This is a genomic window from Corynebacterium sp. J010B-136, assembly GCF_002967075.1.
Taxonomy (GTDB): domain Bacteria; phylum Actinomycetota; class Actinomycetes; order Mycobacteriales; family Mycobacteriaceae; genus Corynebacterium.
In genome coordinates this window covers 40,855-66,036 of record NZ_PUGE01000009.1, presented here as the reverse complement: position 1 = coordinate 66,036, position 25,182 = coordinate 40,855, and the positions used below count along the sequence as shown (strand labels likewise).

The 25,182-nt window shown below is 55.4% G+C and carries 22 protein-coding genes; 11 read left to right on the top strand and 11 right to left on the bottom strand.

Translation table 11 applies throughout. The annotated features are described in order from the left end of the window. Window positions 1-6 precede the first annotated feature (6 nt). Entirely contained in the window at window positions 7-1,128 is a 1,122-nt protein-coding gene (locus tag C5Y44_RS12255; RefSeq protein ID WP_105325186.1) for a muconate/chloromuconate family cycloisomerase, read from the bottom strand. 99 nt (window positions 1,129-1,227) lie between these two features. Continuing rightward, window positions 1,228-2,091, bottom strand: a complete 864-nt coding sequence (catA, locus tag C5Y44_RS12250; RefSeq protein WP_105325185.1) for a catechol 1,2-dioxygenase — start codon at window positions 2,089-2,091, stop codon at window positions 1,228-1,230. 523 nt (window positions 2,092-2,614) lie between these two features. Between catA and benA the strand changes: the two genes are divergently transcribed. The 5 genes from benA to C5Y44_RS12225 all read left to right on the top strand — a co-directional run bounded on the left by benA (window position 2,615) and on the right by C5Y44_RS12225 (window position 9,531). Then, a complete protein-coding gene (gene benA, locus C5Y44_RS12245; RefSeq protein WP_105325184.1) occupies window positions 2,615-4,132 on the top strand; it encodes a benzoate 1,2-dioxygenase large subunit in 1,518 nt (505 codons plus the stop codon). A 72-nt stretch (window positions 4,133-4,204) separates the two neighbouring features. Continuing rightward, a complete protein-coding gene (benB, locus tag C5Y44_RS12240) occupies window positions 4,205-4,717 on the top strand; it encodes a benzoate 1,2-dioxygenase small subunit (RefSeq protein ID WP_369831096.1) in 513 nt (170 codons plus the stop codon). A gap of 57 nt (window positions 4,718-4,774) precedes the next feature. Continuing rightward, the gene (benC, locus tag C5Y44_RS12235; RefSeq protein WP_105325215.1) at window positions 4,775-5,869 is read left to right on the top strand and encodes a benzoate 1,2-dioxygenase electron transfer component BenC; all 1,095 of its coding nucleotides are present in this window, start codon (window positions 4,775-4,777) and stop codon (window positions 5,867-5,869) included. Next, a complete protein-coding gene (locus C5Y44_RS12230) occupies window positions 5,870-6,715 on the top strand; it encodes a 1,6-dihydroxycyclohexa-2,4-diene-1-carboxylate dehydrogenase (protein WP_105325183.1) in 846 nt (281 codons plus the stop codon). 140 nt (window positions 6,716-6,855) lie between these two features. Continuing rightward, window positions 6,856-9,531, top strand: a complete 2,676-nt coding sequence (locus C5Y44_RS12225) for a LuxR C-terminal-related transcriptional regulator (protein WP_158255486.1) — start codon at window positions 6,856-6,858, stop codon at window positions 9,529-9,531. A gap of 68 nt (window positions 9,532-9,599) precedes the next feature. On the opposite strand, the gene pcaD is transcribed toward C5Y44_RS12225, so the two are convergent. From pcaD to C5Y44_RS12210, 3 genes are read right to left on the bottom strand one after another with little or no spacing between them, the layout of a single operon-like run. Continuing rightward, window positions 9,600-10,373 (bottom strand): 3-oxoadipate enol-lactonase, encoded by a 774-nt coding sequence (pcaD, locus tag C5Y44_RS12220; protein ID WP_105325181.1) that lies wholly within the window; start codon window positions 10,371-10,373, stop codon window positions 9,600-9,602. 6 nt (window positions 10,374-10,379) lie between these two features. Further along, window positions 10,380-11,615, bottom strand: a complete 1,236-nt coding sequence (locus C5Y44_RS12215; RefSeq protein WP_105325180.1) for an acetyl-CoA C-acetyltransferase — start codon at window positions 11,613-11,615, stop codon at window positions 10,380-10,382. A gap of 42 nt (window positions 11,616-11,657) precedes the next feature. Beyond that, entirely contained in the window at window positions 11,658-12,434 is a 777-nt protein-coding gene (locus tag C5Y44_RS12210; protein WP_105325179.1) for an IclR family transcriptional regulator C-terminal domain-containing protein, read from the bottom strand. 90 nt (window positions 12,435-12,524) lie between these two features. Between C5Y44_RS12210 and C5Y44_RS12205 the strand changes: the two genes are divergently transcribed. The 4 genes from C5Y44_RS12205 (at window position 12,525) to C5Y44_RS12190 (ending at window position 16,336) form a co-directional block, all read left to right on the top strand. Then, complete coding sequence (locus C5Y44_RS12205) at window positions 12,525-13,268, top strand: CoA transferase subunit A (RefSeq protein WP_105325178.1); 744 nt, start codon at window positions 12,525-12,527, stop codon at window positions 13,266-13,268. Further along, window positions 13,268-13,915 carry a CoA transferase subunit B gene (locus tag C5Y44_RS12200; protein ID WP_105325177.1) on the top strand — a complete coding sequence of 216 codons (648 nt, stop codon included), beginning with the start codon at window positions 13,268-13,270 and terminating at the stop codon, window positions 13,913-13,915. The genes C5Y44_RS12205 and C5Y44_RS12200 overlap by 1 nt, the downstream gene beginning before the upstream one ends. A 221-nt stretch (window positions 13,916-14,136) precedes the next feature. Continuing rightward, complete coding sequence (locus C5Y44_RS12195; protein WP_146108504.1) at window positions 14,137-14,667, top strand: CAP domain-containing protein; 531 nt, start codon at window positions 14,137-14,139, stop codon at window positions 14,665-14,667. 259 nt (window positions 14,668-14,926) lie between these two features. Then, the gene (locus C5Y44_RS12190) at window positions 14,927-16,336 is read left to right on the top strand and encodes an aromatic acid/H+ symport family MFS transporter (RefSeq protein ID WP_199186059.1); all 1,410 of its coding nucleotides are present in this window, start codon (window positions 14,927-14,929) and stop codon (window positions 16,334-16,336) included. A gap of 91 nt (window positions 16,337-16,427) precedes the next feature. Here the strand turns inward: C5Y44_RS12190 and C5Y44_RS12185 are convergent, their stop codons facing one another. Further along, window positions 16,428-17,204 carry a hypothetical protein gene (locus C5Y44_RS12185; RefSeq protein WP_105325174.1) on the bottom strand — a complete coding sequence of 259 codons (777 nt, stop codon included), beginning with the start codon at window positions 17,202-17,204 and terminating at the stop codon, window positions 16,428-16,430. A 270-nt stretch (window positions 17,205-17,474) separates the two neighbouring features. Then, window positions 17,475-18,995 carry a GMC family oxidoreductase gene (locus C5Y44_RS12175; protein WP_105325172.1) on the bottom strand — a complete coding sequence of 507 codons (1,521 nt, stop codon included), beginning with the start codon at window positions 18,993-18,995 and terminating at the stop codon, window positions 17,475-17,477. Between the two features lie 223 nt (window positions 18,996-19,218). Between C5Y44_RS12175 and C5Y44_RS12170 the strand changes: the two genes are divergently transcribed. Further along, window positions 19,219-19,635 carry a hypothetical protein gene (locus C5Y44_RS12170; RefSeq protein WP_105325214.1) on the top strand — a complete coding sequence of 139 codons (417 nt, stop codon included), beginning with the start codon at window positions 19,219-19,221 and terminating at the stop codon, window positions 19,633-19,635. 70 nt (window positions 19,636-19,705) lie between these two features. Here the strand turns inward: C5Y44_RS12170 and paaZ are convergent, their stop codons facing one another. Further along, complete coding sequence (gene paaZ, locus C5Y44_RS12165; RefSeq protein ID WP_105325171.1) at window positions 19,706-21,787, bottom strand: phenylacetic acid degradation bifunctional protein PaaZ; 2,082 nt, start codon at window positions 21,785-21,787, stop codon at window positions 19,706-19,708. Between the two features lie 45 nt (window positions 21,788-21,832). On the opposite strand from paaZ, the gene C5Y44_RS12160 reads away from it, so the two are divergent. Beyond that, window positions 21,833-22,237, top strand: a complete 405-nt coding sequence (locus C5Y44_RS12160; RefSeq protein ID WP_066841155.1) for a PaaI family thioesterase — start codon at window positions 21,833-21,835, stop codon at window positions 22,235-22,237. A 38-nt stretch (window positions 22,238-22,275) separates the two neighbouring features. Here C5Y44_RS12160 and C5Y44_RS12155 read toward each other — a convergent pair whose 3' ends face one another. The 3 genes from C5Y44_RS12155 to C5Y44_RS12145 are packed head-to-tail and all read right to left on the bottom strand — an operon-like array spanning window position 22,276 to window position 25,143. Continuing rightward, entirely contained in the window at window positions 22,276-23,121 is an 846-nt protein-coding gene (locus C5Y44_RS12155) for a 3-hydroxyacyl-CoA dehydrogenase family protein (protein ID WP_105325170.1), read from the bottom strand. 28 nt (window positions 23,122-23,149) lie between these two features. Then, a complete protein-coding gene (locus C5Y44_RS12150; RefSeq protein WP_105325169.1) occupies window positions 23,150-23,938 on the bottom strand; it encodes an enoyl-CoA hydratase/isomerase family protein in 789 nt (262 codons plus the stop codon). Next, complete coding sequence (locus tag C5Y44_RS12145) at window positions 23,938-25,143, bottom strand: acetyl-CoA C-acyltransferase (protein ID WP_066841161.1); 1,206 nt, start codon at window positions 25,141-25,143, stop codon at window positions 23,938-23,940. The genes C5Y44_RS12150 and C5Y44_RS12145 overlap by 1 nt, the downstream gene beginning before the upstream one ends. Between the last annotated feature and the right edge of the window lie 39 nt (window positions 25,144-25,182).

Here is a 25,182-nt window from a genome sequence, read left to right as displayed (position 1 = left end):
TCCTTTCTACTTTCGCGTGAATTTCTCGATCTGATCCCAGTCAGGGTTCAACCCGGTGCCGGGACCTTCGGGGACAAAGACTTGGCCGTCGCGGTACTCGATGTCGTTTTCGACGTAGGTTTCCTTCAGTAGCATTGGGCCGAAGAGCTCAGTGCCGTAGGTGACGGCTGGCGTTGAGGCGCAGAAGTGTAGGGAAGCGGCGGTGCCGAAAGGTCCTTCCAGGGAGGTGGCGCCGTGGCAGGCGAGACCGGCGCTCTCAGCGATGGCGGCGGTCTTCTTGGAAGCGAGCAGACCGCCGAGCTTGGTGGTCTTGATGGCGACGACGTCGGCGGCTTGCTTCTTGACTACGGCGAGCGCATCGGCAGGGGAGCAGACGGACTCATCGGCCATGACAGGCACGCCAATGCGCTGGGTGATCTCGCGGAGGGTGTCCAAGTCATCGGCGGGGGTTGGCTGTTCAAAGAGCTCTACGCCGGCCTCAGCGAGAACTGGGAGGAAGCGCAGAGAAGTTAGACGGTCCCAGCGGGCGTTGATGTCGATGCGGAAGGAGACGCGGCCATCGAGGGCATCGACAAGCTCTGCAATGCGGGAAACGTCTGTTGCTGGATCGCCAGAGCCCATCTTGAGCTTGAAGGACTTGTGCCCATGTGAAGCAATGCGCTCTTCAACCTCGGCTACGGCCTGCTCGAGCGGCAGTACGCCGAGTGCCCAGGTGCAGTCGAGGCTGTCGCGGAACTTGCCGCCGAGGAGGTCTGCGAGTGGGATGTTCAGCGAGCGTGCGTAGGCATCGAAAAGAGCGATCTCTAGCCCGGCCTTGGCAAAGCGCATGTTAGCAACGTGGCGTTCCCAATCGTGCACGATGCCGGAAATCTCCGAAGCCTTACGGCCAATGGTGGCCGGTGCCAGGTATTTTTCGACGATGACCTGCATGGTCTCAACCGTCTCCCCGCCCCACCAAGCGCCACCAGGTACGACACCCTCGCCGAATCCCGTGGACCCGTCCGACAGCTTGACCTGCACGAGTAAAATAGGCTGCTCATTAGCGGTAAAAGTCGCGAATCCGTGCGGACGGATAAGTGGAACATCTAAGATTCGGGTTTCAATAGCTTCAATAATGGGTGCTGACATGTAATTATGCGTCCTTTCATGACTAAAGCCTCGTATCCCACATTAGCCGTGGCGGCCACTGTGAACACGAGGCGATAGGGGTTTAACTAGCGGAGAGGATTAGTCTTCCTTATCCAGCGCGAATGGGTAAACAACCTTGTTGGAACCATCTGCCTGTGGTTGAGGATCCAGAACCAGCTCAGGCTTAACTGCGGAAGCAACGTCATCCTGCAGGTGCTCATCACCAACGAAGTACAGCTGGGTGGTGATGGTGCGGTAGCCAGGGTGCTTGATGCGCAGGTGCAGGTGCGCTGGGCGCCATGGGTGGCCATCGTAGGAATCAATGAACCAGCCAGTTGGGCCGTCGTGAGGAATACGGTAAGGAGCAGGCTGCAGGGTCTTGATGTTGTAGTTGCCCTCTTCATCGGTCACGATGGTGCCGCGCAGGTTCCACTCTGGGATATTTGGCGCGAACTGGGAGTAGTAGCCCTCCTCATCCGCGTGCCACAGCTCAACGGTAGCGCCGCCGAGACCATTGCCGTCGATGTCGGTGACCTGACCAGTGAAGTACAGTGCCTGTGCTTCGCGGTCCTTATCGCGCATTGGCATCTCGCACTCAGCAGGAAGCTTAGGAGAGTTGTCTACGTAGTAAGGGCCCTCAATGGAACCCTGGGTGCCGGTGTAGCCCTTGCGGTCGTAGTTAGCCTTTTCCACAACGTGCTCGTAGAAGACGTCCAGCCACAGTGGCCACTCGCCGTTTTCGCCGACCTGAATCATCCACCACTTAACAACTTCGTACTCGTCGTAGGTGATCTGGTGCTTCAAGGTGATTTCTTCAAAAGCCTTGAAGAGATCCTTGTAGATGGCTGCTGCGCGCTCCGGGGAAGTATCCGCGTGCGGTGCGCGGGTCTTCTTAAACTTGTCCGTTGCCGCAGTGCCGGATGCTTGTGCTGTTGCGGTTTCTGTTGCCGTATCCAAAGCCATGGGAAAGCCTCCTTGTATAGACTTCACTGCCTTGCGGTAATGAAGCTAAGTGTATTTGTGGGAAGTGCAGCGAGTTGTACATCGGTGCGGGGGTGATGCTCCACAGTATCTCCCGCGGTGTCGTCGAAAAATTACTTGTGATGTGAACTGCTTGCTACTTAATACTGTGGCCTAGCGCATGGCCTAAGTCAATCGAATTTCATTACGTAAAAACTTTATCCGAGCGATAGGCCCTGCTTTTTAAAGTAAAACTGCAGCTAGTTGAGCTTAAATGTTGCAAAGTGCGGCTAGCGAACGTCAAGACCCTACTAAACCCTAGGATCGTACCTAGTGTTCTATCTCCCCAACCTCCGTATGGTGAGTCCTACATCACGGATCGTGACTGCGTGAGATGCAGCAGGAAATGCATCTTTCATGAATCGGTGAAAACACAATTCGCACACCTGAAATTGGGTGTGAATCTGCGGGGTATCCCGTGGAGACGATGTAAGTCCCCAAGGCTAAAATTCAAAGGAGCGTACACATGTCTGTACAAGCGCGCCGTAATTCGGTAGATGAAACACTGGAAAACGCACTGGACTACCGTCCTGAAGAAGGCGTTGTTCGCGTCAACCGCAAGGTGTTTACCGACCAGGAACTTTTTGACCTGGAAATGCGCTACATCTTCGAAGGCAACTGGATCTTCCTCGCGCACGAATCCCAGATTCCAAATGTTGGCGACTACTACACCACTAACATTGGCCGTCAGCCAATCATGATCACTCGCTCCAAAGGCGGCGAGCTCAACGCACTGATCAACGCATGTTCCCACCGCGGTGCGATGCTGTGCCGCCGCAAGACCGATAACCGCACCACGATCACTTGCCCTTTCCACGGCTGGACCTTCTCCAACGATGGCCGCCTGCTCAAGGTCAAGGACGAAGAAACCGGCGGATACCCAGAAAACTTCCGCAAGGACGGCAGCCACGACCTGCGCCGTGTTCCACGCTTTGAAAGCTACCGCGGTTTCCTCTTTGGTTCTTTGAATCCAGACGTAGTTGACCTGGAAGAACACCTCGGTGATTCACGTGCTGTCTTGGACATGCTCATTGACCAGTCCCCAGAAGGCTTGGAAGTCCTGCGTGGTTCTTCTACCTACACCTACGACGGTAACTGGAAGCTGCAGGCTGAAAACGGTGCGGATGGCTACCACGTTTCCTCCACTCACTGGAATTATGCGGCAACTACATCGCGTCGTGACTCCGGTGAGTCCAAGAATGAAACCCGCGCGATGAGTGCTGGTGAGTGGGGCAACCAGGGTGGCGGCTACTTCTCCTTCCCGAATGGCCACCTCATGCTGTGGAGCCAATGGGCAAACCCAGAAGACCGCCCAGTGTATGACCGGCTGAGCGAACTAAAAGAACTGCACGGTGAAGAGCGCGCAAACTTCATGGTGGGCGCATCCCGCAACCTGTGCCTATACCCAAATGTCTACATCATGGACCAGTTCTCCACTCAGATCCGACGCCTCGAGCCAATCTCTGTGGATAAGACCAAGGTCACCATTTACTGCATCGCGCCCAAGGGCGAATCTCCAGCTAACCGTGCAAACCGCATCCGTCAGTACGAAGACTTCTTTAACGCGACCGGCATGGCTACTCCAGATGACCTGGAAGAGTTCCGTTCCTGCCAGAAGACCTACCTGGCTACCTCGTTCCCATGGAATGACATGACCCGTGGTCTTCACCAGCAGCAAAGTGGTCCTAATGAGTTGGCTCAGAAGCTGCAGCTCAACGAGGTTCTCTCCTCTGGTGCACGTACCGAAGACGAAGGTCTGTACCCAATCCAGCACGGCTACTGGGAAGACGTCATGCGCGCTGCGGTCAAGATGGACGCTTCTGTCAACAAGGATCTCTTCGATGAAAAGGCCGCAACTGAATCCGCGCGTGAGTATGCACTCGCCGCTGCCGCACGCAAGGAAGCCGCTGAAGCAGCAGCCGCAGAAAAGGCTGCCTCCGGAGAGGGCGCACCACGTCGTTCGCGCCGCTCCCGTCGTCGATAAGCAACTGCACGCCGGCACTTTTCATACAGATTCTTTTTCTCAACCTTCTACATACGGAGAGGTCTACCCACCATGTCGCAAGCACTAATGACCCAGGAAATTACCCGCACGGAAGTAGAAGACTTCCTCTACTACCAGGCCAGATTGCTCGATGACCGCCACTTTGAAGAGTGGATCGAATGCTTCACCGAAGACGCCGAGTACTGGATGCCCGCGTGGGACGATGACGGTGAACTCACCGAAGACCCACAGTCTGAAATCTCGCTCATTTACTACCCGAACCGCGCAGGTCTGGAAGACCGTATCTTCCGTATCCGCACCGAGCGTTCGTCGGCTACCTCTTTGCCAGACCCACGCACTGGTCACAACATCACCAACGTGGAAATCCTGGAGCGTCGCGAGAACGAAGTAGATATCCGCTTTAACTGGACCAACTACTACTACCGCTACGAGACCACCGATAACTACTTCGGCACTACGTTTGCCACCTTGGACCTTTCCACTGGCAAGCCACTGTTTAAGAAGCAGCGCATCATCTTGCGCAATGACTTCATTCACCACATCGTCGACGTTTACATGGTCTAGTCCGCAGACCACAGCCGATTTTTCGGACCCTGAAATTCTTAAAAGGAGGACATGATTATGTCTACTAAAACCGAGCACAAGATTGCATTGGCCTTTGAAGACGGAATTACCAAGTTCATTCCGTGTGCCGAAGACCAGACCGTTGCAGATGCTGCCTACCAGTCCAAGATCAACATTCCTTTCGACTGCCGTGACGGCGCCTGCGGTACCTGTAAGGCATTCTGTGAATCCGGCGACTTCGATGAAGGCGAATTCGTAGATGACGCAATGACCCAGGACGAGCTGGATAACGGCTTCTGCTTGCCTTGCCAGGCAAAGCCACGCTCCGACATGGTCTTGCAGATTCGTACCACTTCCGTTCTGGCAAAGACCGGTCCGGAAACTTTCACCGCAGAAGTAACCAAGGTTGGAGCTCTTTCCGGCACCGTATTTGAGCTGGAGCTCGAGGTAGAAGACCGTGAGCGTCTGAACTTCTTGCCTGGCCAGTACATCAACATCACGGTGCCTGGCTCTGAAGAGACTCGTTCCTACTCCTTTGCTACCGGTCCGGATGAAGACAAGATCGGCTTTTTGATCAAGAACACCCCTAATGGCTTGATGACTAACTGGCTCAAGGACGTGGCGAAGGTCGGCGACAAGTTGGAATTTGAAGGCCCAATGGGTTCTTTCTTCCTGCGTGAGCCACTGCAGCCAGTGCTTTTGCTGGCCGGCGGTACGGGCCTTGCACCGGTGATGTCAATCATGGAAGCTTTGGCCAACGACGATCTTCTCGATGTCCCAGTGCGCCTCATCTACGGTGCTAACACCAGCGAGGACCTGGTCCGTTTGGAAGAGATCGCTGCATACAAGGATCGCATCGATGACTTCGACTTCTTCACCGTGCTTTCTCAAGAAGAAGGCCACGAGCGTTGCGGATTCGTCACCGACCACATGGATCCGACCGAGCACCTCGCTGAGGGCGAAGCTGACTCCTACCTGTGTGGCCCACCACCAATGGTTGAAGCAGTACGCAAGTACTTCGACGGCCACGACACCCCACCGCTGAACTTCTACTACGAGAAGTTCAACGCTAATCAGCAGCCTGGTGCCGCTGAAACTGGCGAAAAGGTTGCGGAAAAGGCTGAAGAGGTCGCAGAAAAGGTCGGTGTTTAGATGACGATGCCAGTGGGCGGCGCCGCCGATGAACAAGGAATTTTCACCCCGCAGCGTTTCAAAGACCAAATTGTTATTGTCACGGGCGCAGCCCAGGGCATCGGCTTTGCCGTAGCCCAGCGCGTTGCCCGCGAAGACGGCACGGTGGTCTTAGTAGACCGCGCTGAGCTGGTGCACGACAAGGCGAAAGAGCTTGCCGGCACTGGAGCGGGCAAGGTGTATTCCACCACCGCTGACCTAGAAACCTTTGCTGGCGCACAGTCCGCCGTGGACTTTGCACTAGAAAAGGCCGGGCGCGTGGATGTCCTTATTAATAACGTCGGTGGCACCATCTGGGCAAAACCTTATGAGCACTACACGCCGGAGGAGATTGAGAAGGAAATCAATCGTTCTCTCTTCCCCACGCTGTGGATGTGCCGGGCGGTATTGCCAGCACTGATCGATACCTACTCAGGTAAAGATAATGGTCAGGGCGTTATCGTCAATGTGTCATCAACAGCAACTGGCGGTATCAACCGTGTGCCTTATGCAGCAGCCAAAGGTGGTGTCAACGGCATCGTCTCAGCACTTGCACACGAAGCAGCACACCATAATGTGCGCATCGCTGCCGCAGCACCAGGTGGTACGTTGGCGCCAGCGCGCGCAGTACAGCGCGGTCCATTGCCTGATGATGAGCAAGAGAAGGCGTGGTACCAGCAAATTGTTGACCAGACCGTGGAGTCATCTTTGATGAAGCGTTATGGCACCTTGGATGAGCAAACCGCACCCATCTGCTTCTTGGCATCAAAGGAAGCAAGCTATATTACCGGTTCTGTGCTTCCGGTTTCCGGCGGTGATCAGGGCTAAGACCTACTGATGGTCTAAACGTTCTTCCAGGTCCATTTCGAGTACAGAAAGTAGACAGGCTGCACGAGCTTCTATCAGTGAAGCTTATGCAGCCTGTCATTTTGCATATGACGACGGCTTTTTCTTCTAAAATGACTTCAATGGCCACTAATAAATCGCAGCGCGGCGGAATTGATCTGTCGTTATTGGCCCGTCCCGAGATCCAAAAGGTGATGTCGGAGATTAACAACTTAAGCCCAGGCATTGGCCAGATTCTAGCTATCCATGGGGATTCTGGGACCGGCAAGTCTTCGCTGGCGCGTTCAATCCTGCGCAATCTTCGTGGGTGGTCGGCCTATTCAATGTCAGCTACCTCGGATATGAGCACTGAGGAAGTTATCAACCGCATTAACTTGGTGCTCAATGAATCCGGCCGCGATGATGTTGAAGCTGCAAGTGATGATCCACTGGAAGCGATGGTGGGCGTGGTGGATGTGCCTTTTGCATCCACGTTGGTACACATCGATGATGCGCACTTGTTGCAAGCATCCACGGTGGAGGCCATCGGGGCTGCGCTGAGTACATTAAGAGATGGCCGGTTTATCGTCTTGTTTACCGGGGCATCGAACGCGCCTTACTTGGCGTACGCAGACAGTATTGCGCAACTAACCCCCATGAAGGTAGAGGAAGTTCAAACCTTTGCTCTGTCAGATGTCGGCGCGCGCATCCCGATGGAATTGGCAGAACGCATCCAATCCATGTCGGGCGGATACTTGGGCAAAGTACATGAATTATTAACGGCTCTGCCTGCTGATTCGTGGAATAACCGCAATATCACGGTTAAGATACCGCAGCAATGGATTAAACGGTGGGAGGAAAAATCCCAGGGGCTTAGCGAAGAAACCTTGTTGGTACTCCAAGCCTTGTCATGCGTTGATGAACCAGCAACGTTGGATCTCATTGAGCAGATGGTGGATATCGAAGATGTGGATTGGGCCATCGAAGCGGCTATTGATGCTGGTATCCTGACCGTAGTTGCCGGGGTCTTTCCACCGGTGCTGGAATTTAGCGCGGTGGAGGATAAGTCCACCGTCGGCGGGATCGTGGGCCCTGCGCGCCGACGCGCTTTTCATAAAGGTGCGCATGAATTTTATGCCGCCCGCGGAAATCAAGCACAAGCGCTGGTGCACCGCGCGCGAGGTTTAAGCAGCTACGACGAAAATGTTGCCACTGAGCTGGCAGAAACCGCCGATAGCCTAGGCAGCGCCGGGCGTTGGAAAGAAGCTGCTGAATTTTATCAGTTAGCTTCTGAATTGGCTGCTACTGAGGCACAACAACGCCAGTATGAGCTCAACCAAATGGAAGCTTTAGTTTCCTCCTCGAATATTCGCGCCGTAGCCCATCGCGCCCGCACCTTAGACACCCGGGCTCCAAGTATGTGGCGCGATTCCTTGCTGGGCTATTTGGCTATTCACCAGGGACGACGCAATGAAGCTATGTCGCGTTTTAGCAACGCGATGCTAGATAAAAACGCGCCTGATGAAGTACGTGCACAGCTAGCTGCGCATAAAGCATTGGGAGAAATTGCTAACTGGAATCCGCAGGGTGTTATCGATGCCGCAGAAGAAGCGGTGAAATGGGGCGGACCTGAATCAGAGCCCGCCTTGTCCGCAAGCTACATCGCCAACGTCGCGAAATCAGCACTGAACGGCACAAATGTCGATATGCCTGCTATGCCCGGGGAGTCCCAAGTTCTAGCCCAGCGCCGTCATATGGTCGTGGGCTGGGTCAAACTGGCCAATGATGATCCGGTTTCTGCCCGCCAAGAGCTCCAGCAGCTTCCACGCGAAGAAGGCGCTACCCGTATCGATTTGTGGCAGATTGCGTGGCTTGCGCGCGCGGAGTTCTTACTCGGTGAATGGGATGATGCGCTCGCCACGGTGGAAAAGGGACTGTTCCAATCCGATTACTTCGGGATTGACCTCCTTGATCCGTTATTGCTGTGGACTGGTGCGATCATTTCGCAACTGCGGGGTGATTATTCCATCGCTGCGGATTACCGAAACCGTTTGATCATCAGCAACGATGCCTTTGTCATTCAGAAAGTTCCTGCTGCGATTACACGCGTGGTCACGGGCTTGCGGGAAAACCAGATGGTTGATGCTGTCCGTGCGACAGACCAGCTCATTGAGTTAGATAAGAAACAATCTATTAGTCAGCCCGGATTTTGGCCATGGCGCGACTTAGCTGTTCACGTGCTATTAAAAACTAAGCGTCTGGAAGAAGCGGATGAGCTTCTCAGCGTTGCAGAAGAAGATGCTAACCGCGTAAATAATCTGGGCCTCCAAGCCCGCCTGGTCGCTGAGCGTGCGCATCAAGCGTTGGTGTTGGGCGAAGCTGACCGTGGGGTAAAACTGTATGAAGAAGCCATCGACATGATGGCTAATACCCACATGCGCCCCTATCAGGGCAGAACGCTTTTTGCCTTCGGCCAGGCGCTACGCAGGTTGGGTCGACGCCGGCACGCCGATGGCTACTTAACTCGCGCAGCCGAGGTCTATCAATCCATGGGCGCGCATGCGTATGTAGAAAAGATCAACCGAGAGCGCCGTGCCGGCGGCCTGGGGCCGCGACAAAATTCGGTGTCTTCGCTAACGACACAGGAGCTAGAAGTCGCACAGCATGCCGCGAGCGGGTTGACCAACAAGGAAATCGCCGCGCAGCTCTTCCTCTCGCCCAAGACGGTGGAGTTTCACCTCACGCGTATCTACCGCAAGCTGCGCATTCGCACCCGCACCGAACTCCCAGCAGCGCTCGCCCAAGCCCTTCGTGAATAAACGAGCAAAAGAAAAAGCCTGCAGGCGCGTTCGTCCTGCAGACTTCCTCTTACTCATGATGAGAATATTTATTTAGTAAAGTGCGCGCGCAGGGCGTCGGTGACTTCCTGCGGTGCCTCGATGGTGGGCACGTGCGCACCGGGCTTGATTTCCACGTAGGTGGATTCGCCGCTGACTGCTTCGCCGATGCCTTTGAGCACCTCAGGTGGGGTAGAAGGGTCATCGGCGCCGGCAAGAACCAGCACGGGGACAGAAATCTTCGGGAGTTCATCCGCGAAGTCCCAGGCGGCCAAAGCTTCAGAGCAAGATGCGTAGCCTTCAGCCGGGGTAGTAGCAATCATGTTGCGGTAGAAGGCAGTCGAAGCGGGGTTTTCAGCGATCCAGCCTTCGGAGAACCAGCGGCCCACGACGGCATCGGCAAGCGCGGCGGTGGAATCCGCACGCACGGTCCGCGCGCGCTCATGCCAGGATTCTGGGGTGCCAAACTTCGGTGCGGTGCACAAGAAGGCAGCCGAGGTGACCTTCGGATCATTAGCCGCGAGGTACTGCGCAACCGCGCCACCAAGGGACAGACCAACTACGCCGTAGGTGTCAACGCCGAGCTTTTCGATGGTTTCTTGCACGTCACTTGCCAGATCCGTAATGGAGGCAGGACCCTCAATAACAGGGGACTGGCCGTGGCCGCGGTGGTCAACGGCGATGACGCGGAAGACATCGGAAAGCGCATCGAGCTGCGGCAACCACATATCAATTGTGGAGCCAATCGACCCTATGAACACCAAGGTGCCCTGTGGAGTCTCCGCCTTGCGTGGTCCGTATTCAACAAAGTGCAACTGTGCCATGTGTTTCTAGCCTTCCTTTTCTACAACTGCTGCCATGCCCTGACCGCCACCGATGCACATGGTGGCAAGACCCAGCTTGCCGCCCTCGCGCTTGAGGCGGTGCGCCAATGTCACCAGCATGCGAGCACCGGTCGCACCAACTGGGTGGCCCAAGGAGATGCCAGAGCCCCAAGTGTTCAGGCGGGAATCATCCCATGCCAAGTCCCACTCCTGCAGCACAGCGAGTGCTTGTGCTGCGAAAGCCTCGTTGAGCTCAATTGCATCCAGGTCATCCAAGCTGACGCCGGTGCGCTCTAGTGCCTTCTTGGTTGCTGGAACTGGGCCAACGCCCATGGTCTCTGGCGCAACGCCTGCAACAGCCCAGCCCTTGAGGCTTAACATCGGGGTAAGTCCCAGCTCAGCAGCCTTCTTGCGGGTGGTGACAATCATGGCCGCAGCGCCATCGTTTTGCGAGGACGCGTTGCCCGCGGTCACGGTTGCTTCCTCATCAATCTTGCCGCGGATAGAGCGCAGCTGAGCAAGCTTTTCTGGAGTAGAACCCTCGCGTGGACCCTCATCGGTGGTCACAACGGTTGGCTCCTGGCCGCGCTTCTTGGCTGGAACGGTAACTGGCACGATTTCTTCCTCGAACCAGTTCTCTGCCTGTGCCTTCAGAGCACGTTCATGCGATGCGGCTGCCATCTGGTCTTGTGCTTCACGGGTGAGCTTGTAATCGCGGCGAACGTTTTCTGCGGTTTCAATCATGCCGCCAGGAATCGGGTGGTTCTTACCACCGGCGGTTTCACGTGCCTCAGCCAATCGGTCACGCAACTGCATGTCACCGCCTTTGACACCCCAACGGATGGAACCGTCAACGGTGTACTCGGTGCGCGACATGGATTCCGCACCACCAGCAATAATCAGGTCAGCTGCACCGACTGCGACGTGCGCAGACGCGGTCATGACTGCCTGCAGGCCGGAACCACAACGGCGATCCAGCTGCATGCCTGGTACTTCCTTGCCCAAAGCCGAGTTCAGCGCGACGATGCGACCAAGCGCTGGTGCTGCACCATTCGGGCTAGCCTGGCCCAAGATAATGTCATCGACGTCCTTGGCAGTGACTCCGGTGCGCTCCACGATGGCATCGACCACGGTGGTAGCTAGATCTTCTACCGGGATATCCTTGAAGATTCCGCCGTAGCGTCCCACTGGAGTACGCAGTGGGGAGCAAAAGACAATGTCATTATCGTTGTGGTTGGTCATTGAAGACTCCTTCATTTATTTAAGGTATTTGAAAATTAGGGATTAATTGCTGGCCATGACCAGGTCGCGGGAAATCTCGCTTGCGGTAGATAGCAACACCGGCAAATAATTGCTGGTTAATTCATGTACAGATGTCACCGCAGATTGCGTCGAGATATTAATTGCTGCGACGACGTTGCCATCAGCATCAAAGATCGGGGCTGCAAGAGAGCGCAGGCCAAGTTCTAATTCTTGGTCTACCAAGGACCAGCCTTGGTTGCGTACAGCAATGATTTCTTCGAATAGTTGCTCCTTATCTGTCAATGCCCGCGGGGTCAGACCGTGCTCCAAAGGAACCGAATCCAAGAAGCTACGAATCTCGGCGTCCGGCATGCCGGCCAAAATCACGCGGCCCATCGAGGTCGAGTGCGCGGGAAAGCGCGTACCGATGGTGATGTTGACCGTCATGATCTTGCGCACCGCCACACGCGAGACGTAGTGGATATCCGTGCCATCAAGCACCGACATCGAACAGGATTCGCCCACCTGCGCGGAAAGTCCTTCCAGCCGCGGCTGGGCCAGCGCCGGCAGAGTAAGTGCTGACAGGTAGCTATATCCCAGCTCTAGTACGCGTGGGGTGAGCGAAAATTGGCCGTCATTATTTACGGCGTAGCCTTCTTCCACCAAGGTGTGCAGGAAGCGTCGAGCTGCCGCGCGGGATAGGCCGGTTGCAGTAGCCACCTGCGACAAGGTCTGCGATGGCGCGGTGGCATCAAAAGAGCGAATCACCATGAGACCTCGGGCAAAGGACTGCACGAAGTCACTTGAGGGACTAGTCATAACTCTCCTTCCAAGGTTGCCACACACACCATAATTGTGCGTATTGCGAACCGTTGTACTAATGATGAACTTGAGTGTAGCATGAGGCACATGGTTGATAAAAGGACTAATTCCGCCACAGAGGCGGTGCAAGACATTGTTTCGGGATCCTCGATCGCCGTCGGTGGCTTTGGGCTGGTAGGCATTCCTACCGTGCTCATCGAAGCCCTACGCGCTTCGGGTCCAAATGACCTCACCATCGTGTCCAATAACTTGGGTGCTGATGGCTTCGGCTTGAGCTTGCTGCTCGAAGACGGTCTCATTTCCCACTCGATTGGCTCCTACATTGGATTCAACAAGGAGTACGCACGCCGTTACCTGGCAGGCGAGCTCACCGTGGAATTCACTCCACAGGGCACTTTGGCTGAGCGCATGCGCGCTGGCGGCGCAGGTATCCCAGCGTTTTACACCGTTGCCGGTGTGGGCACCCAGGTTGCTGACGGCGGCTTGCCAATGCGCTATAACTCCGACGGCACCGTGGCTCAGTACTCCGAGCCTAAGGAAACCCGCGAATTCAACGGTGAGACCTTTGTGCTGGAAACCGGTATCCGCACCGACTTCGCGCTGGTTCACGCGCACAAGGGTGACCGCTACGGCAACCTGTCTTTCCGCAAGACCGCTGAAAACTTCAACCCAGATGCAGCGATGAGCGGCAAGGTCACCATCGCGCAGGTAGAACACTTCGTGGATGTATTGGATCCAGAAGAAGTAGACCTGCCAGGCATCTTTGTCGACCGCGTTGTCGTGGTCGGTGAGCAAGAAACAGGAATTGAGTACAGGACGGTGCAGAGCTAATGACTTGGACACATGATCAAATGGCGGCGCGTGTAGCTGCCGAACTAGAAGACGGTCAGTACGTCAACCTTGGTATTGGCATCCCAACCAAGGTGCCAGGATTCGTTCCTGCTGATAAGGAAGTTATCCTGCACTCCGAAAACGGCATCCTCGGCGTGGGCGCATACCCCACCGAAGAGCAGCTGGATCCAGAACTCATCAACGCCGGCAAAGAAACCATTACTGCCGCGCCTGGTGCGAGCTACTTCAGCTCCTCGACCTCTTTTGCGATGATCCGCTCCCGCTCCGTTGACGTTGCAGTTCTCGGTGCGATGGAAATCTCGCAGTACGGCGACCTTGCCAACTGGATGATTCCCGGCAAGATGGTCCGCGGCATGGGTGGCGCAATGGACTTGGTCCACGGTGCTGAAACCATCATCGTGATGACCGACCACGTGACTAAGAAGGGCACCCCGAAGATTCTCGCAGAGTGCGCACTACCTCTAACCGGCGCTAAGTGTGTGGACAAGATTGTCTCCACCCACGGAGTATTCGATGTTGACCCTGAAGAAGGCCTCACGCTTATTGAGCTGGCCCCCGAGGTCACCCTTGACGAGCTCAAAGAAATTACTGGCGCACCATTCAAGGTCGCCGAAGGCGTTGCCTAAAAAATCTCTGTTGCAGGATTAGTCCTCAACTTATTTAAATCCCGGCGAAGTTTATCTCGCCGGGATTTTTGTGTCCTGGTTGTACCCCGATACTTACCCCCTTGCGTGAATTCTTCGTGTCCCGCCACGAGTAGAAACCGCAGCGCACGTATGGTTTTTATCATCTGCCGGTTTATATACGACTTCGTCGTTATTTTTGTTTTCAAAGTAAAGGGAAAACTGTGAGGATTTCAATCCAACAAATAATGTCAGGGCTTACCGCATTAGCGGCCGTTCTTACCTTGGCTGGAGCAGTGGTAAGTGCTGCTTCATTTTCTGGTTCAAGCACAACTGGGGAAGGTCGTGCGCACCATCAGACTGTAAATTCAGAGAACAATACTGCGCGTGACGTGATCGTTGATGGTGTTGCGCTTACTGCGCACGAAGCAGCGTTTATTAAACGCCTCAATGATTACCGGGAATCCAAGGGCTTGAACCGCCTTACTGTCTCTCAGAAACTGACTGATACGTCGCGGGAATGGTCGAAGACTATGGCTGAGACCGGGCGTTTTGAGCACGGCAATGCTTGGAACGTCGGCGAGAATATTCTGCAGAATTCTACCGGCACTTCAAAAGCGAACTTTGAGCAATGGAAAGCTTCCGCTGGGCATAATGAGAATATGTTGCGACCTAATTACGGGACCGTCGGATACGGGCAGGTGCGTGCCGCTGACAATCGCTACTACGCCACCACGCAGTTCCAGCTTCGTTAAGTCTGGCGTAGAAATCCCGGGAGCGGCCTATTTGGCATTCTGCTTGCCGGGATTTTGTTGTTTCTGAAGCAAGAAGTGCATGCGTAGCGGGAGTAAAAGTGCGCTGAGAGGACATATCGCCCTTGGCGAAGAACGGGAATTCCCCTAAAGACGAATGGTCTGGCTCACGGTTTGATTGGCTTATGTGAAAAATCATAAAAGATTTTCATATCCATTGTGGCCACACTTTAAAGGAGCAGCGATGACCACATCTTCTACTTTGCCTTCAAAAGCTTCCAAGACATGGGAGTCACCGGCTCATAAGCGTACAGTTTACGGCGTCTTAGCCATCGTAGCTATAGCCATTTTATTTGATGGCTATGACCTTGTTATCTATGGTGCCGTCTTGCCCAATCTATTGGCGGATCCAACCCAAATCGGCCAACTCAGCCCAGCAGTAGCTGGCACCCTAGGTTCCTGGGCGATGATCGGCGTGGCCATCGGTGCGCTATCTGCCGGTGCTATCGGTGACCGTTTGGGTCGTCGCCGCGTATTTCTCACCGCTATTGCCTGGTTCTCGCTTGGTATGGCGCTGACCGCGCTATCGACTTCCGTTCTCGCCTTCGGTGTTCTGCGCTTTTTCACCGGCCTGGGCGTGGGCATTATCGTCGCAACGGGTGGAGCAATCGTCGCGGAATTCGCGCCTGCTGGGCGCCGTAACTTCTTCAACGCCATTGCTTACTCCGGTGTCCCCGCCGGTGGCGTGATGGCGTCTTTGGCAGCACTTGCATTAGAAGATGCAATTGGCTGGCGCGGACTCTTCATGATTGGCGCAACCCCTATTCTGTTCTTGCTGCCTCTTGCATGGTTTATGCTTCCGGAATCCCCAAAGTGGCTGGTTGTTACCGGTCGTTCCATGCGCGCGCAAGAATTGTGCCGAAAGTTCGGCCTACAGGAATCCCAATTCCTCACCAAGCCAGTCAGCCGGGAGGCCGCCGCCAAAGCTCACGTCACCCCATCGAGCCCCACGGGTAAATCCGGCTTTGCCGCAATCTTCTCCCGTGTATATCTCCCCGGGACCCTGCTTATCGGCACCATGAGTTTCATGGGTCTGCTATCTACCTACGGTTTGAATACTTGGCTACCTGTGATTATGGAAAATAACGGCGCATCCGCAGCACACTCCATGTACACGCTGTTGTTCCTTAACGGTGGTGCGGTTGTCGGTGGTCTGTTTGCTTCCATGATTGCTGACCGCGTTGGCGCGAAGGCAGTTATCACCGTGACCTTTACCCTGGCGGCTATCTCGTTGATGATCCTGCCGTTTACCAACAACGTCTACCTGACCTACATCCCAATCGTTATCGCCGGTGTTGGCGTGCTGGGTACCCAGGTTCTAACCTACGGTCTGACCTCGAACTACTTCGACACCTCCGCTCGTGCCGCCGGTGTTGCTTGGTGTGCTGGCTTCGGTCGCCTCGGCGGTATCGTCGGCCCGATGGCAACTGGTCTCATGATTGGTGCCGGCTTCGGCCCCACTTGGGCATTCGGTATGTTCGCCGGTGTCGCCGTCATCGGTGTTATCTGCACCGTGCTGATTCCGAAGTCTCCTGCAGTTGAACAGGTAATTTCCACCGAACCAACCGCGTCCCCCAATGCATCCGCGAAGGTTACTGAGGGTGTTTCTTAAAACCCCTCACCGCTAGTATTGCGGTGCACAAATATAGACGCACGCATAAAAATGAGACTCAGGGAAAATCCTGAGCCTCATTTTTGTCTATCTATGACTGACTTTGTTCGCGGTTAGCCCAAAACCCTGCACCGAAGGATAAAAAGACGGTGCCATCGAAGACATTACCGGCCTTGACCTGGGTATCACCGGGGAAGAGAACCGGTAGTTCGCCGGCGGGGTAATTGATGGTGGCAATGAGGAAAGTCTGCTTGGTCAGCTGGTTGGTACGCTTCTTAATTTCAGCAATCTCGCCCACGAGCTTGGCATAAGGGCTTAAATCACGCGGGCTAAAATCCTGGTGGAATTTCTCCGCGGAGGGACTAAACAGCATATTCGGGGTGGTCTGTTGGTTGCCGTCGGCGTCTTGTGACGTAAAGGCTTTGTCGGATGCGGCCCAAGTGGCGGCGTCATCGAAAAGCTCATACTCTTTTGCCCACGCGCTCAACGCGCCCTGCGGGGTGCGGATGCTTTGACCCCCAGCTGGATTGCCTGGAGGCAGGGCGAAGAATTCATCGCTCGCGGCAATCACGTTATTGAAAATTTCGCCGTTATCCGCGCGGCGTATAGCGACATGCGCGATGAAATCCCCAGCGCGGTACGCGGTGGCATCAATCGGGGTATCGGTTAAGAAACCGGGATTAGTCCGCCACCCATCCTCATCTTTAAAAGCAGACATGCGCGGGCCTGTCGGATCTTGATAGACCACCACACCTTCAAAACCGGGAAAGGTGATGCCTTTCCCGCCGGTCTCATCCATGAGGTCATACATCAAGTCATCGAAGGAATCATAGGTGAAACCAACTGCCGCATATTCGTTGTCCATCATGATTAACAGTCTAAAGACTAATCGCAATCGCGGGGCAGCTGGTAAGTTGAGATTATGTCGCTCAAGGATCAGCGGTTATCCCGCCATATCCTTTGTCCTCTTTCCGGAAGATGAGCATTTCGAAATCAATACTTTCAGCGGAATTCCATTGCTCTATGCCAAGGTGGGCTTTTATTGGTTGGACACCGCCTATGTCATCGCAGGTGTATTGATGTAGCGGTGGTTCTCACGCGCTGCGGAGAATGCTTGTTTCAGCGCGTGAGAAACGTGCTAGTTCACATCATCGAGGATGAACTTCGCGGCGCGCTCAGCAATCATGATGGTCGGGGCGTTGGTGTTGCCGGTAGGAACCAGCGGCATGATGGAAGCATCGGCAACGCGTAAGCCGTTTAGGCCATAAACGCGAAGGGTGTGTGGGGAGACCACGGCAAGGGCATCGGTGCCCATCTTGCAGGTGCCAACTTGGTGGTGATAGGTCACTACGCTGCGGCGCACGTAATCTTCTAGGTCGTCATCGGAAACATCTGCGCCGGGGTAGATTTCCACGGGACCCCATTCAGCAAGGGCTTCTTGGCGGCCGACTTCGCGGGATTCTTTGACGGACGCTACCAGCGCATCCATATCGGATTGCACGCTGAGTACTCCCACGTCGAGTGCGATCGGGTCATCATCTTCCGGACCAGTCAGCGTTAGCTCGCCGCGGGAGGCCGGACGCACCAGTCCGCCCATCAGCGTAAAGGCATTGGCGGGGCCTTCCATGTCCTCGTTGTACATCGGGACGGAAAAATACAGCGGCTGGGTATCCGGCACGGCCTTATCCGGAGCAGACTTGGTAAACACGTGCACCTCAGCCGGCAGTACAGGGGAGGCAGGGATTTGCTTCTCTGTAGCTTCAAAGATGACGGGGGAGAGGATGTGGTCGTGCAGGTTCTTGCCCACACCAGGCAAGTCATGGGTCACGGTCACACCCAGGGCTTCAAGTTCGTCAGCAGGGCCGATGCCAGAGCGCAGGAGAATTTCGGGAGAGTTCAAAGCACCAGCACACAGGATGGTTTCTTGTGCATAAAGCTTATCGATGCCACCCTCACCCCTTATCTCCACGCCCTTTACGGTGTCGCCGTCCACGATTACACGTTGAACCTTGGCGTCGGTGATGATGGTGAGGTTGTCATGATCCGCCACTGGCTTGAGATACGCGTGCCAGGTGTTGAAGCGATTACCGTCGCGGACATTGGCCTGGATCCGGCCGATACCTTCGGGGTTGCCGGAGTTGTAGTCTTCGTTGAGCGGAATGCCGGCTTGTTGCCCGGCTTCCAACATGGCGTCTTGCAGTGGATTGGTTTCATAATCGCTGCGGACATCCAGAAGGCCGTCATGCCCGCGGGTTTCTGGGTCACCGTCGGGATAGTTTTCAATAGCTTTGAAAGCTGGCAGAACTTCATCCCATGACCAGCCGTCACAGCCGAGATATGCCCAGGTGTCATAGTCTTCCTTTGCCCCGCGCACCCAGATGGTGGCGTTCAAAGCATGGGAGCCGCCCATGACCTTGCCGCGCGGAATGTGCAGTTCACGATTATTGGCGTGTGTCTGCGGCAAAGTGCGATAGTCCCAGTCCTGCTCGCTGTGCCACAACTTGCCTAGGTCATAAACCTTGGTGATATCCGGATTGGTGTCATAGGGGCCGGCTTCAATAATCGCGACGGTCTTGCCGGCATCGATTAGTCTGCGTGCAATGACATTTCCTGATGAGCCCGCACCCGCAATGATGAAATCAAAATTCTGCTCAGCCATGAACAACCTCCACTAATGTGTTGCGTAACAATATTGGAGTTAAATGTAAGTCAGTTCACTCAAGTTGTCAGGTATTTACGCGCATTCTAGTTGTCATTGCGTGCTGTGCTGCTACTTCTGCGCGTAGATGATGCCCATAGCAAGTATGGAAATATAAGAACCAGTCGATTGTTGTAACGTATTCAAATAATGGACATATTGGAAACGGTGGGGTGAAGTGCTAGTGGAAGTTTCTGATTTCGAAGCTGCTATTGAGGCTGTGAACAACAGAGATGAAGCCACGCTAGTGGCTTTGTTTAACCAGTTTTCTGCAGAGGAATGGAGTGAAGTTTCGTATGAGTGGAAGTTTGATAATGCTGAGAAAGTAAGTGATTTCATTCAAGAAGTCGTCAAAATTCTTCCAGCGAGTGTGGAATTCGAGAGAATTCAGAATTTAGTTTATGAATATCTGTTTCCTCTTGTTCATCTTCCGGGGTCGGTTGATCTAGCTGCTACAGCTTTGGTGACGTTTTGGAATAGACACCAAAATGGTGACCCTAATGCTCTGGTCGAGGAATTAAAGGACTTCGAGGAGCATCCTGATGGCGATCGAGTGGCTGAAATAGCTGCTACGGCTAAAGGGATCGACTTCCAGAAGTGAAGTCCTCAACCTGACCCATGAAAGAGCAGTACTGCATAAAATGCAGTACTGCTGTTAAAGGGTTTCGCGGTTACTTCTGCGCGTAGATAGTGTCCTCCTTTTCCACCAGGGTCAGCACGTCGTAGGAAGCGACGAGGACGTCGTCTTGGTTGTAGAGGGCGGCGTCCCAGCAGACCTCACCGTAGTCATCGGTCACACGTGGGGTAATTCGCTTGGCGGTGAGCTCAATGCGCACGGAGTCGTCGTAGGTGACCGGCTCGATAAAGCGCAGGTTTTCTAAGCCGTAGTTGGCAAGGACTGGACCTGGAGCAGGTTCAACGAACAGACCCGCGGCCCAGGAAACCAGCAGGTAACCGTGGGCCACACGCCGTGGGAAGAAGGGGTTGGCCATGGCGGCTTCTTCATCGGTATGCGCGTAGAAGGTATCACCGGTTTCCTTCGCAAAGGCCAGGATTTCCTCAAGGGTGACCTTGCGCAGGTCAGAGGCGAACTGGTCGCCGATATTGAGCGTTGCCAGGTCCTTGCGGAAGGGGTGCACGCCGGTGCCATCGATGACATCCTGACGGGTCACGCGGTTGACTGCCGCGCCGCGGTGCCACTGGCCAGTCACGGCAGTGAGGTGATCCGGGCTGCCCTGAACCGCGGTGCGCTGCATGTAGTGCAGGATGCCGCGGATACCGCCGAGCTCCTCACCACCGCCGGCGCGGCCTGGGCCACCGTGGACCAGGTGTGGCAGTGGGGAACCGTGGCCGGTGGAAGTCTTTGCATCCACGCGGTCCAAGAAATGCACGCGGCCGTGGTAGGCAGCAATGCCGCGGCCATATAGTGCGGCGAGCTCGTCATCGTGAGTAATGACAGAAGCCACCAGGGAGCCAGCGCCCTTGGCAGCGAGCTCAACTGCCTCAGTTGGCTCGTTATAGCCAATGACAGAGATGACCGGGCCGAAAGCTTCGGTTGAGTGCACGGCTTCGGCCTGGGCATCATCGAAACGCAAGATGGTCGGTGCGAAGAAAGCGCCGTCGAGCTTATCGGCGCCGCCGTAGACGACCTCGCCGCCGGCATCGATAAGATTCTGCACTGCCGATGCCACATCGTCACGCTGCTCGATGGAAACCAACGGCCCCATCGTCGCATTCTCATCGCGCGGATCGCCGGGTACAACCTTGGACTCCAGACGCTGCGACAACGCTGCGATAAATGGCTCCACCAGGTCATTGGGCACTATCGCGCGGCGGATCGCCGTACACTTTTGTCCAGCCTTCGAGGTCATCTCATTGAAGACAGCCTTGGTGTAGGCCTCAAACTCCGGGGCATCTTCGGTGACATCGGTGCCCAAAATCGCCGAGTTGAGGGAGTCTGCCTCCGCGGAGAACTGAATCCCGCCCTCCAGGACATTCTTGTGCGCACGCAGTGTATTCGCTGTCTGCGCAGAACCCGTAAAAGCGACGTGGTCGCGGAAATCCAGGTGGTCAAGCAAGTCGCGTGCGGAACCAGAAATCAGCTGCAGCGAACCTTCCGGCAAAATCCCCGACTCCAACATCAAACGCACCAGGGCCTGGGTGACAAAGCCAGTTGGCGTTGCTGGCTTGACGATGCTCGGCACGCCCGCAATAAATGACGGCGCGAACTTCTCCAACATGCCCCACACAGGGAAGTTGAAGGCGTTAATCTGCACCGCAATACCCGGAATGGTGGTGTAGATATGCCGGCCGATGAAAGAGCCGTCCTTGGAAAAGACCTCCGGCTCACCATCGGTGACCACGTGCGCATTCGGCATTTCACGGCGGCCCTTGGAAGAAATGGTGAACATGGTGGAAATGCCGCCATCGACGTCAACAAAATTATCGCGCTTATTCGCACCCGTCTTATGCGCCAATGCGTTAAGCTCATCGCGATGGTCCTGCAAGAAGATGGCCAGTTCTTTAATCTTCAAAGAACGCTCATGAATGGTTAACTCTTGCAGGTTCTTACGGCCGATATCGCGGGCATAATCAACCGCGGCGGCAATATCTAAACCTTCAGCGGATACGCGCGCGACAATCTCACCGGTCGACGGGTCAGCAACCTCAGTGATACGGGTTGGATTGTCCGGAGTAAGCCACTTTCCAGATAAAAAGCTGGGGACGATGGTATCGATAAGGGAGGTAGTCATGGTTGCCTTTCTAAAACATTACGAAGAAAAGAAGAGAGAAGAAGAATGCAAAAGTATGAGCCGTGGACGATTGAACTGGGAGAACTCGATGAAAAGATGGGGGTCAAGGTACTTGAGCAATCAGCCACCAAGGTAGTTGCCACCATGCCTATCGATGGCAACCGGCAATCCCTCGGCCTGCTCCACGGCGGGGCCATGGCGTGTTTGGCTGAAGCGGTTGGAAGCTGGGCCGCTGTTATTCACGCCTCTACCTTGGGAAAGGTAGCCGTGGGCGTGGATATCAACGCCACCCATCATGCTTCCGGCTATGCCGGGATGGTCACCGCTACCGCCACCGCATTGCACTTAGGCCGCAGCCTGACCAGTCATGAAGTTGTCATTGCTGATGAATCCGGCCGCCGTTTGTGCACGGCGCGTATCACCAATGCTGTTATTGAGAAGAAATCTTAGGATTTTTCTCAATAACAGCATTAACCGATGTTGAACGATTACGAACTTTGTGAGTAATCGTAAAACCCTTTGCCGGACTTGCGGCCCAGCTCGCCGCGGGCGACCATGTCCCGCATCAACTGCGGCGGAGCGAAGCGCGCACCCAGGGTGGACTCGAGGTACTCAGCGATGCCTAAGCGGACATCGAGGCCCACAATATCGGTAAGCTCTAGCGGCCCGATGGGGAACTTGTAGCCCAGCACCATCGCATTATCGATATCGCGTGCAGATGCTACGCCCTCTTCCACCATGCGGATTGCTTCCAAGGCGATGGCAACGCCCAAGCGGGATGATGCAAAGCCTGGTGCATCCTTAACTACCACCGCGGTTTTGCCGAGGTCTTCGACCCAGCCCTTCGCGGTTTCGACCAAAGCGTCTGGGGTGGATTTCGCGATAACGACTTCCACCAGCTTCGAGGCTGGCACTGGGTTGAAAAAGTGCAGGCCAATCACGTCATTAGCCACGGTATCTGCCAGCTGTGAGACCGACAGTGACGAGGTATTCGTCGCGATAACCGCCTCCGGTGCCGCCTGTGCGATATTGCTAAACGCCGTGGTCTTGAGCTCCATGGACTCTGGAACTGCTTCGACGACGAGGTCAAAACCAGCGAATTCTGACACCTCGGTGGAGAGCGTCAGACGCTCTGCCCAGGACTCGAAGGTGCCTTCGGCACCGCGGTCGATGGAACCTTGAATGGCCTTTTCCACCCGAGCTTTCGCGGCCGCAACCGCATCGTCGTTGATGTCGACGACTTTCACATTCGCGCCAGCGGCCAAAAACGCGTGCGCAATGCCCGCGCCCATGCGGCCACCGCCGAGCACCCCAACCTTTTCCGGTACAGCCATGTTCCGTCTCCTTAAACTCTTCTGATTCTTACTTCTTCTTGCGGTCTAAAAATGCCTGCATACGGTCAAATTTTGCTTCGGATTCAAAGAGCACCGCCTGCGCGATATTGTCTATTGCCGGATGTGCTTCCACGGGCATATCGAAAAGCTGCTTGGACAGCCGCACTGCCAGTGGATCCAGCGCGGCAATCTTCTTCGCCCAGGCGCGGGCACCGTCCTCGAGCGCTTCTGGTTCGAAAAGCTCGTTGACCAGGTGGGACTGCGCGGCTTCCTCGCCGGTGAGTACGCGTCCGGCCAGCAGAATCTCTTTCGCCAGCGGGTTGCCCACGGCTTCCTTCAGCCGCCATAGCGCGCCTGCGCCAGCGATGATGCCGAGGTTCGCCTCGGGTTGGCCGAATTTCGCGCCGGGCGTGGCAATCCGGAAATCTGCTGCCAGCGCCAGCTCCAGGCCACCGCCGAGGGCGAACCCGTCGATGGCTGCAATGACTGGCGCGGGCAGTTTCGCTATCCGATGAAACACGCCCGAATTAATCCCGCGCAGCGCATCCTCGCGGCGGCGCTCACGCAACTGCGCGATGTCGGCGCCAGATGCGAAAATACCGCGCGGGCCCTTGGAGGTTTCCGCAACGCAGCCGGTAATTACTAGAATCTGCGGGTCACGCTCGAGCAATCCACACAATGTGTGGAATTCCTCGACCATGGTTTCATCAATCGCGTTGCGTACCTCCGGTCGGTTCATCCGCGCAATGACAAAGCCGTCTTCCACGGTGACCTGTAGCGCCGAGAAGTCCTTGGTGGCAGTCTGAATATCAGTCATTAGACCCTCTCAATCGCAATCGCTGTACCCTGGCCTACGCCAATGCACATGGTGGCAATTCCGCGGGTGCCACCTTCGGTTTCGAGCCGGTTGAGCAGCGTCAACGTGATGCGCGAACCGGAAGAACCCAGTGGGTGGCCCAGTGCAATCGCACCGCCCCACGCATTGGTCTTCTCCTCATCCAGATCCAGTTCGCGGATACATGCCAAAGACTGCGTCGCGAAAGCCTCGTTGAGTTCTACTGCGTCAACGTCGTTGAGGTCCCAGCCGGTGCGGCTGAGAATCTCGCGTGTTGCCAGTACTGGACCCATGCCCATGATTTCTGGTTGTAGACCACGTGCCGCATTCGCTACCACTCGGGCGCGGGGTTTGAGCCCCAGCTTTTCGATGCCTTTTTGTGAGGCCACGATGACCGCGGATGCGCCATCGTTAAGTGAGGAGGAATTGCCGGCGGTGGTGACATCGCCAAGCTTGGTCACCGGACGAAGCTTGGACAGCACCTCTGGGGTTGAACCTGGGCGTGGGCCTTCATCGGTATCAACGATGGTGACATTGCCCTTGCGGTCTTTGACCTCCACGGGCACGATTTCGGCATTGAATTTTCCATCTGCAATCGCTGCGAGTGCACGCTCATGGGAGCGGGCTGCAAAAGCATCGGCATCCTCGCGGCTGATGTTAAAGACCTTGGCTACTTCCTCAGCCGTTTCGGGCATGGAATAGGTCATCTTGTCCATGCCGGCGAATTTCTTGTTCACAAAACGCCAGCCGATGGAGGTATCAAAGACCTCGCCCGGACGGGCGAAAGCTGTCGTGGGCTTTTCCATCACCCATGGTGCGCGCGACATGGATTCGACGCCGCCGGCCAGGACGATATCTGCTTGCCCGGACTCGACCATGGCGGTGGCCAGTGCAATCGCGGACATACCTGATGCGCACAAGCGGTTGACGGTAATGCCTGGCACGGTATCCGGGTAACCAGCAAGCAGCCAAGCCAAGCGCGCGACGTTGCGGTTTTCTTCACCCGCACCATTGGCATTGCCGATGATGACTTCATCTACTGCCGCTGGATCGAGCCCGGCCTCTTCGACGGTCTTTTGAATAGTCAGCGCCATCAGGTCATCAGGGCGTACCGATGACAACGCGCCGCCGTACTTTCCCACCGGGGTTCTAAAACCTGACACCAGGTATGCACTTGAATCAGTCATGCTTGTCCTTCTTGCTTGTACTTAACTAGGAACTATTGA

What these genes read in the sequence shown, in the direction of transcription:
- C5Y44_RS12210 (WP_105325179.1), bottom strand. Translation starts at nt 12,434, where the DNA reads ATGACTAGTCCCTCAAGTGACTTCGTGCAGTCCTTTGCCCGAGGTCTC.
- C5Y44_RS12205 (WP_105325178.1), top strand. Translation starts at nt 12,525, where the DNA reads ATGGTTGATAAAAGGACTAATTCCGCCACAGAGGCGGTGCAAGACATT.
- C5Y44_RS12175 (WP_105325172.1), bottom strand. Translation starts at nt 18,995, where the DNA reads ATGGCTGAGCAGAATTTTGATTTCATCATTGCGGGTGCGGGCTCATCA.
- benA (WP_105325184.1), top strand. Translation starts at nt 2,615, where the DNA reads ATGTCTGTACAAGCGCGCCGTAATTCGGTAGATGAAACACTGGAAAAC.
- pcaD (WP_105325181.1), bottom strand. Translation starts at nt 10,373, where the DNA reads ATGGCACAGTTGCACTTTGTTGAATACGGACCACGCAAGGCGGAGACT.
- C5Y44_RS12185 (WP_105325174.1), bottom strand. Translation starts at nt 17,204, where the DNA reads ATGATGGACAACGAATATGCGGCAGTTGGTTTCACCTATGATTCCTTC.
- catA (WP_105325185.1), bottom strand. Translation starts at nt 2,091, where the DNA reads ATGGCTTTGGATACGGCAACAGAAACCGCAACAGCACAAGCATCCGGC.
- C5Y44_RS12215 (WP_105325180.1), bottom strand. Translation starts at nt 11,615, where the DNA reads ATGACCAACCACAACGATAATGACATTGTCTTTTGCTCCCCACTGCGT.
- C5Y44_RS12255 (WP_105325186.1), bottom strand. Translation starts at nt 1,128, where the DNA reads ATGTCAGCACCCATTATTGAAGCTATTGAAACCCGAATCTTAGATGTT.
- benB (WP_369831096.1), top strand. Translation starts at nt 4,205, where the DNA reads ATGTCGCAAGCACTAATGACCCAGGAAATTACCCGCACGGAAGTAGAA.
- C5Y44_RS12145 (WP_066841161.1), bottom strand. Translation starts at nt 25,143, where the DNA reads ATGACTGATTCAAGTGCATACCTGGTGTCAGGTTTTAGAACCCCGGTG.
- C5Y44_RS12200 (WP_105325177.1), top strand. Translation starts at nt 13,268, where the DNA reads ATGACTTGGACACATGATCAAATGGCGGCGCGTGTAGCTGCCGAACTA.
- C5Y44_RS12230 (WP_105325183.1), top strand. Translation starts at nt 5,870, where the DNA reads ATGACGATGCCAGTGGGCGGCGCCGCCGATGAACAAGGAATTTTCACC.
- C5Y44_RS12160 (WP_066841155.1), top strand. Translation starts at nt 21,833, where the DNA reads ATGCAAAAGTATGAGCCGTGGACGATTGAACTGGGAGAACTCGATGAA.
- C5Y44_RS12225 (WP_158255486.1), top strand. Translation starts at nt 6,856, where the DNA reads ATGGCCACTAATAAATCGCAGCGCGGCGGAATTGATCTGTCGTTATTG.
- paaZ (WP_105325171.1), bottom strand. Translation starts at nt 21,787, where the DNA reads ATGACTACCTCCCTTATCGATACCATCGTCCCCAGCTTTTTATCTGGA.
- C5Y44_RS12150 (WP_105325169.1), bottom strand. Translation starts at nt 23,938, where the DNA reads ATGACTGATATTCAGACTGCCACCAAGGACTTCTCGGCGCTACAGGTC.
- C5Y44_RS12155 (WP_105325170.1), bottom strand. Translation starts at nt 23,121, where the DNA reads ATGGCTGTACCGGAAAAGGTTGGGGTGCTCGGCGGTGGCCGCATGGGC.
- benC (WP_105325215.1), top strand. Translation starts at nt 4,775, where the DNA reads ATGTCTACTAAAACCGAGCACAAGATTGCATTGGCCTTTGAAGACGGA.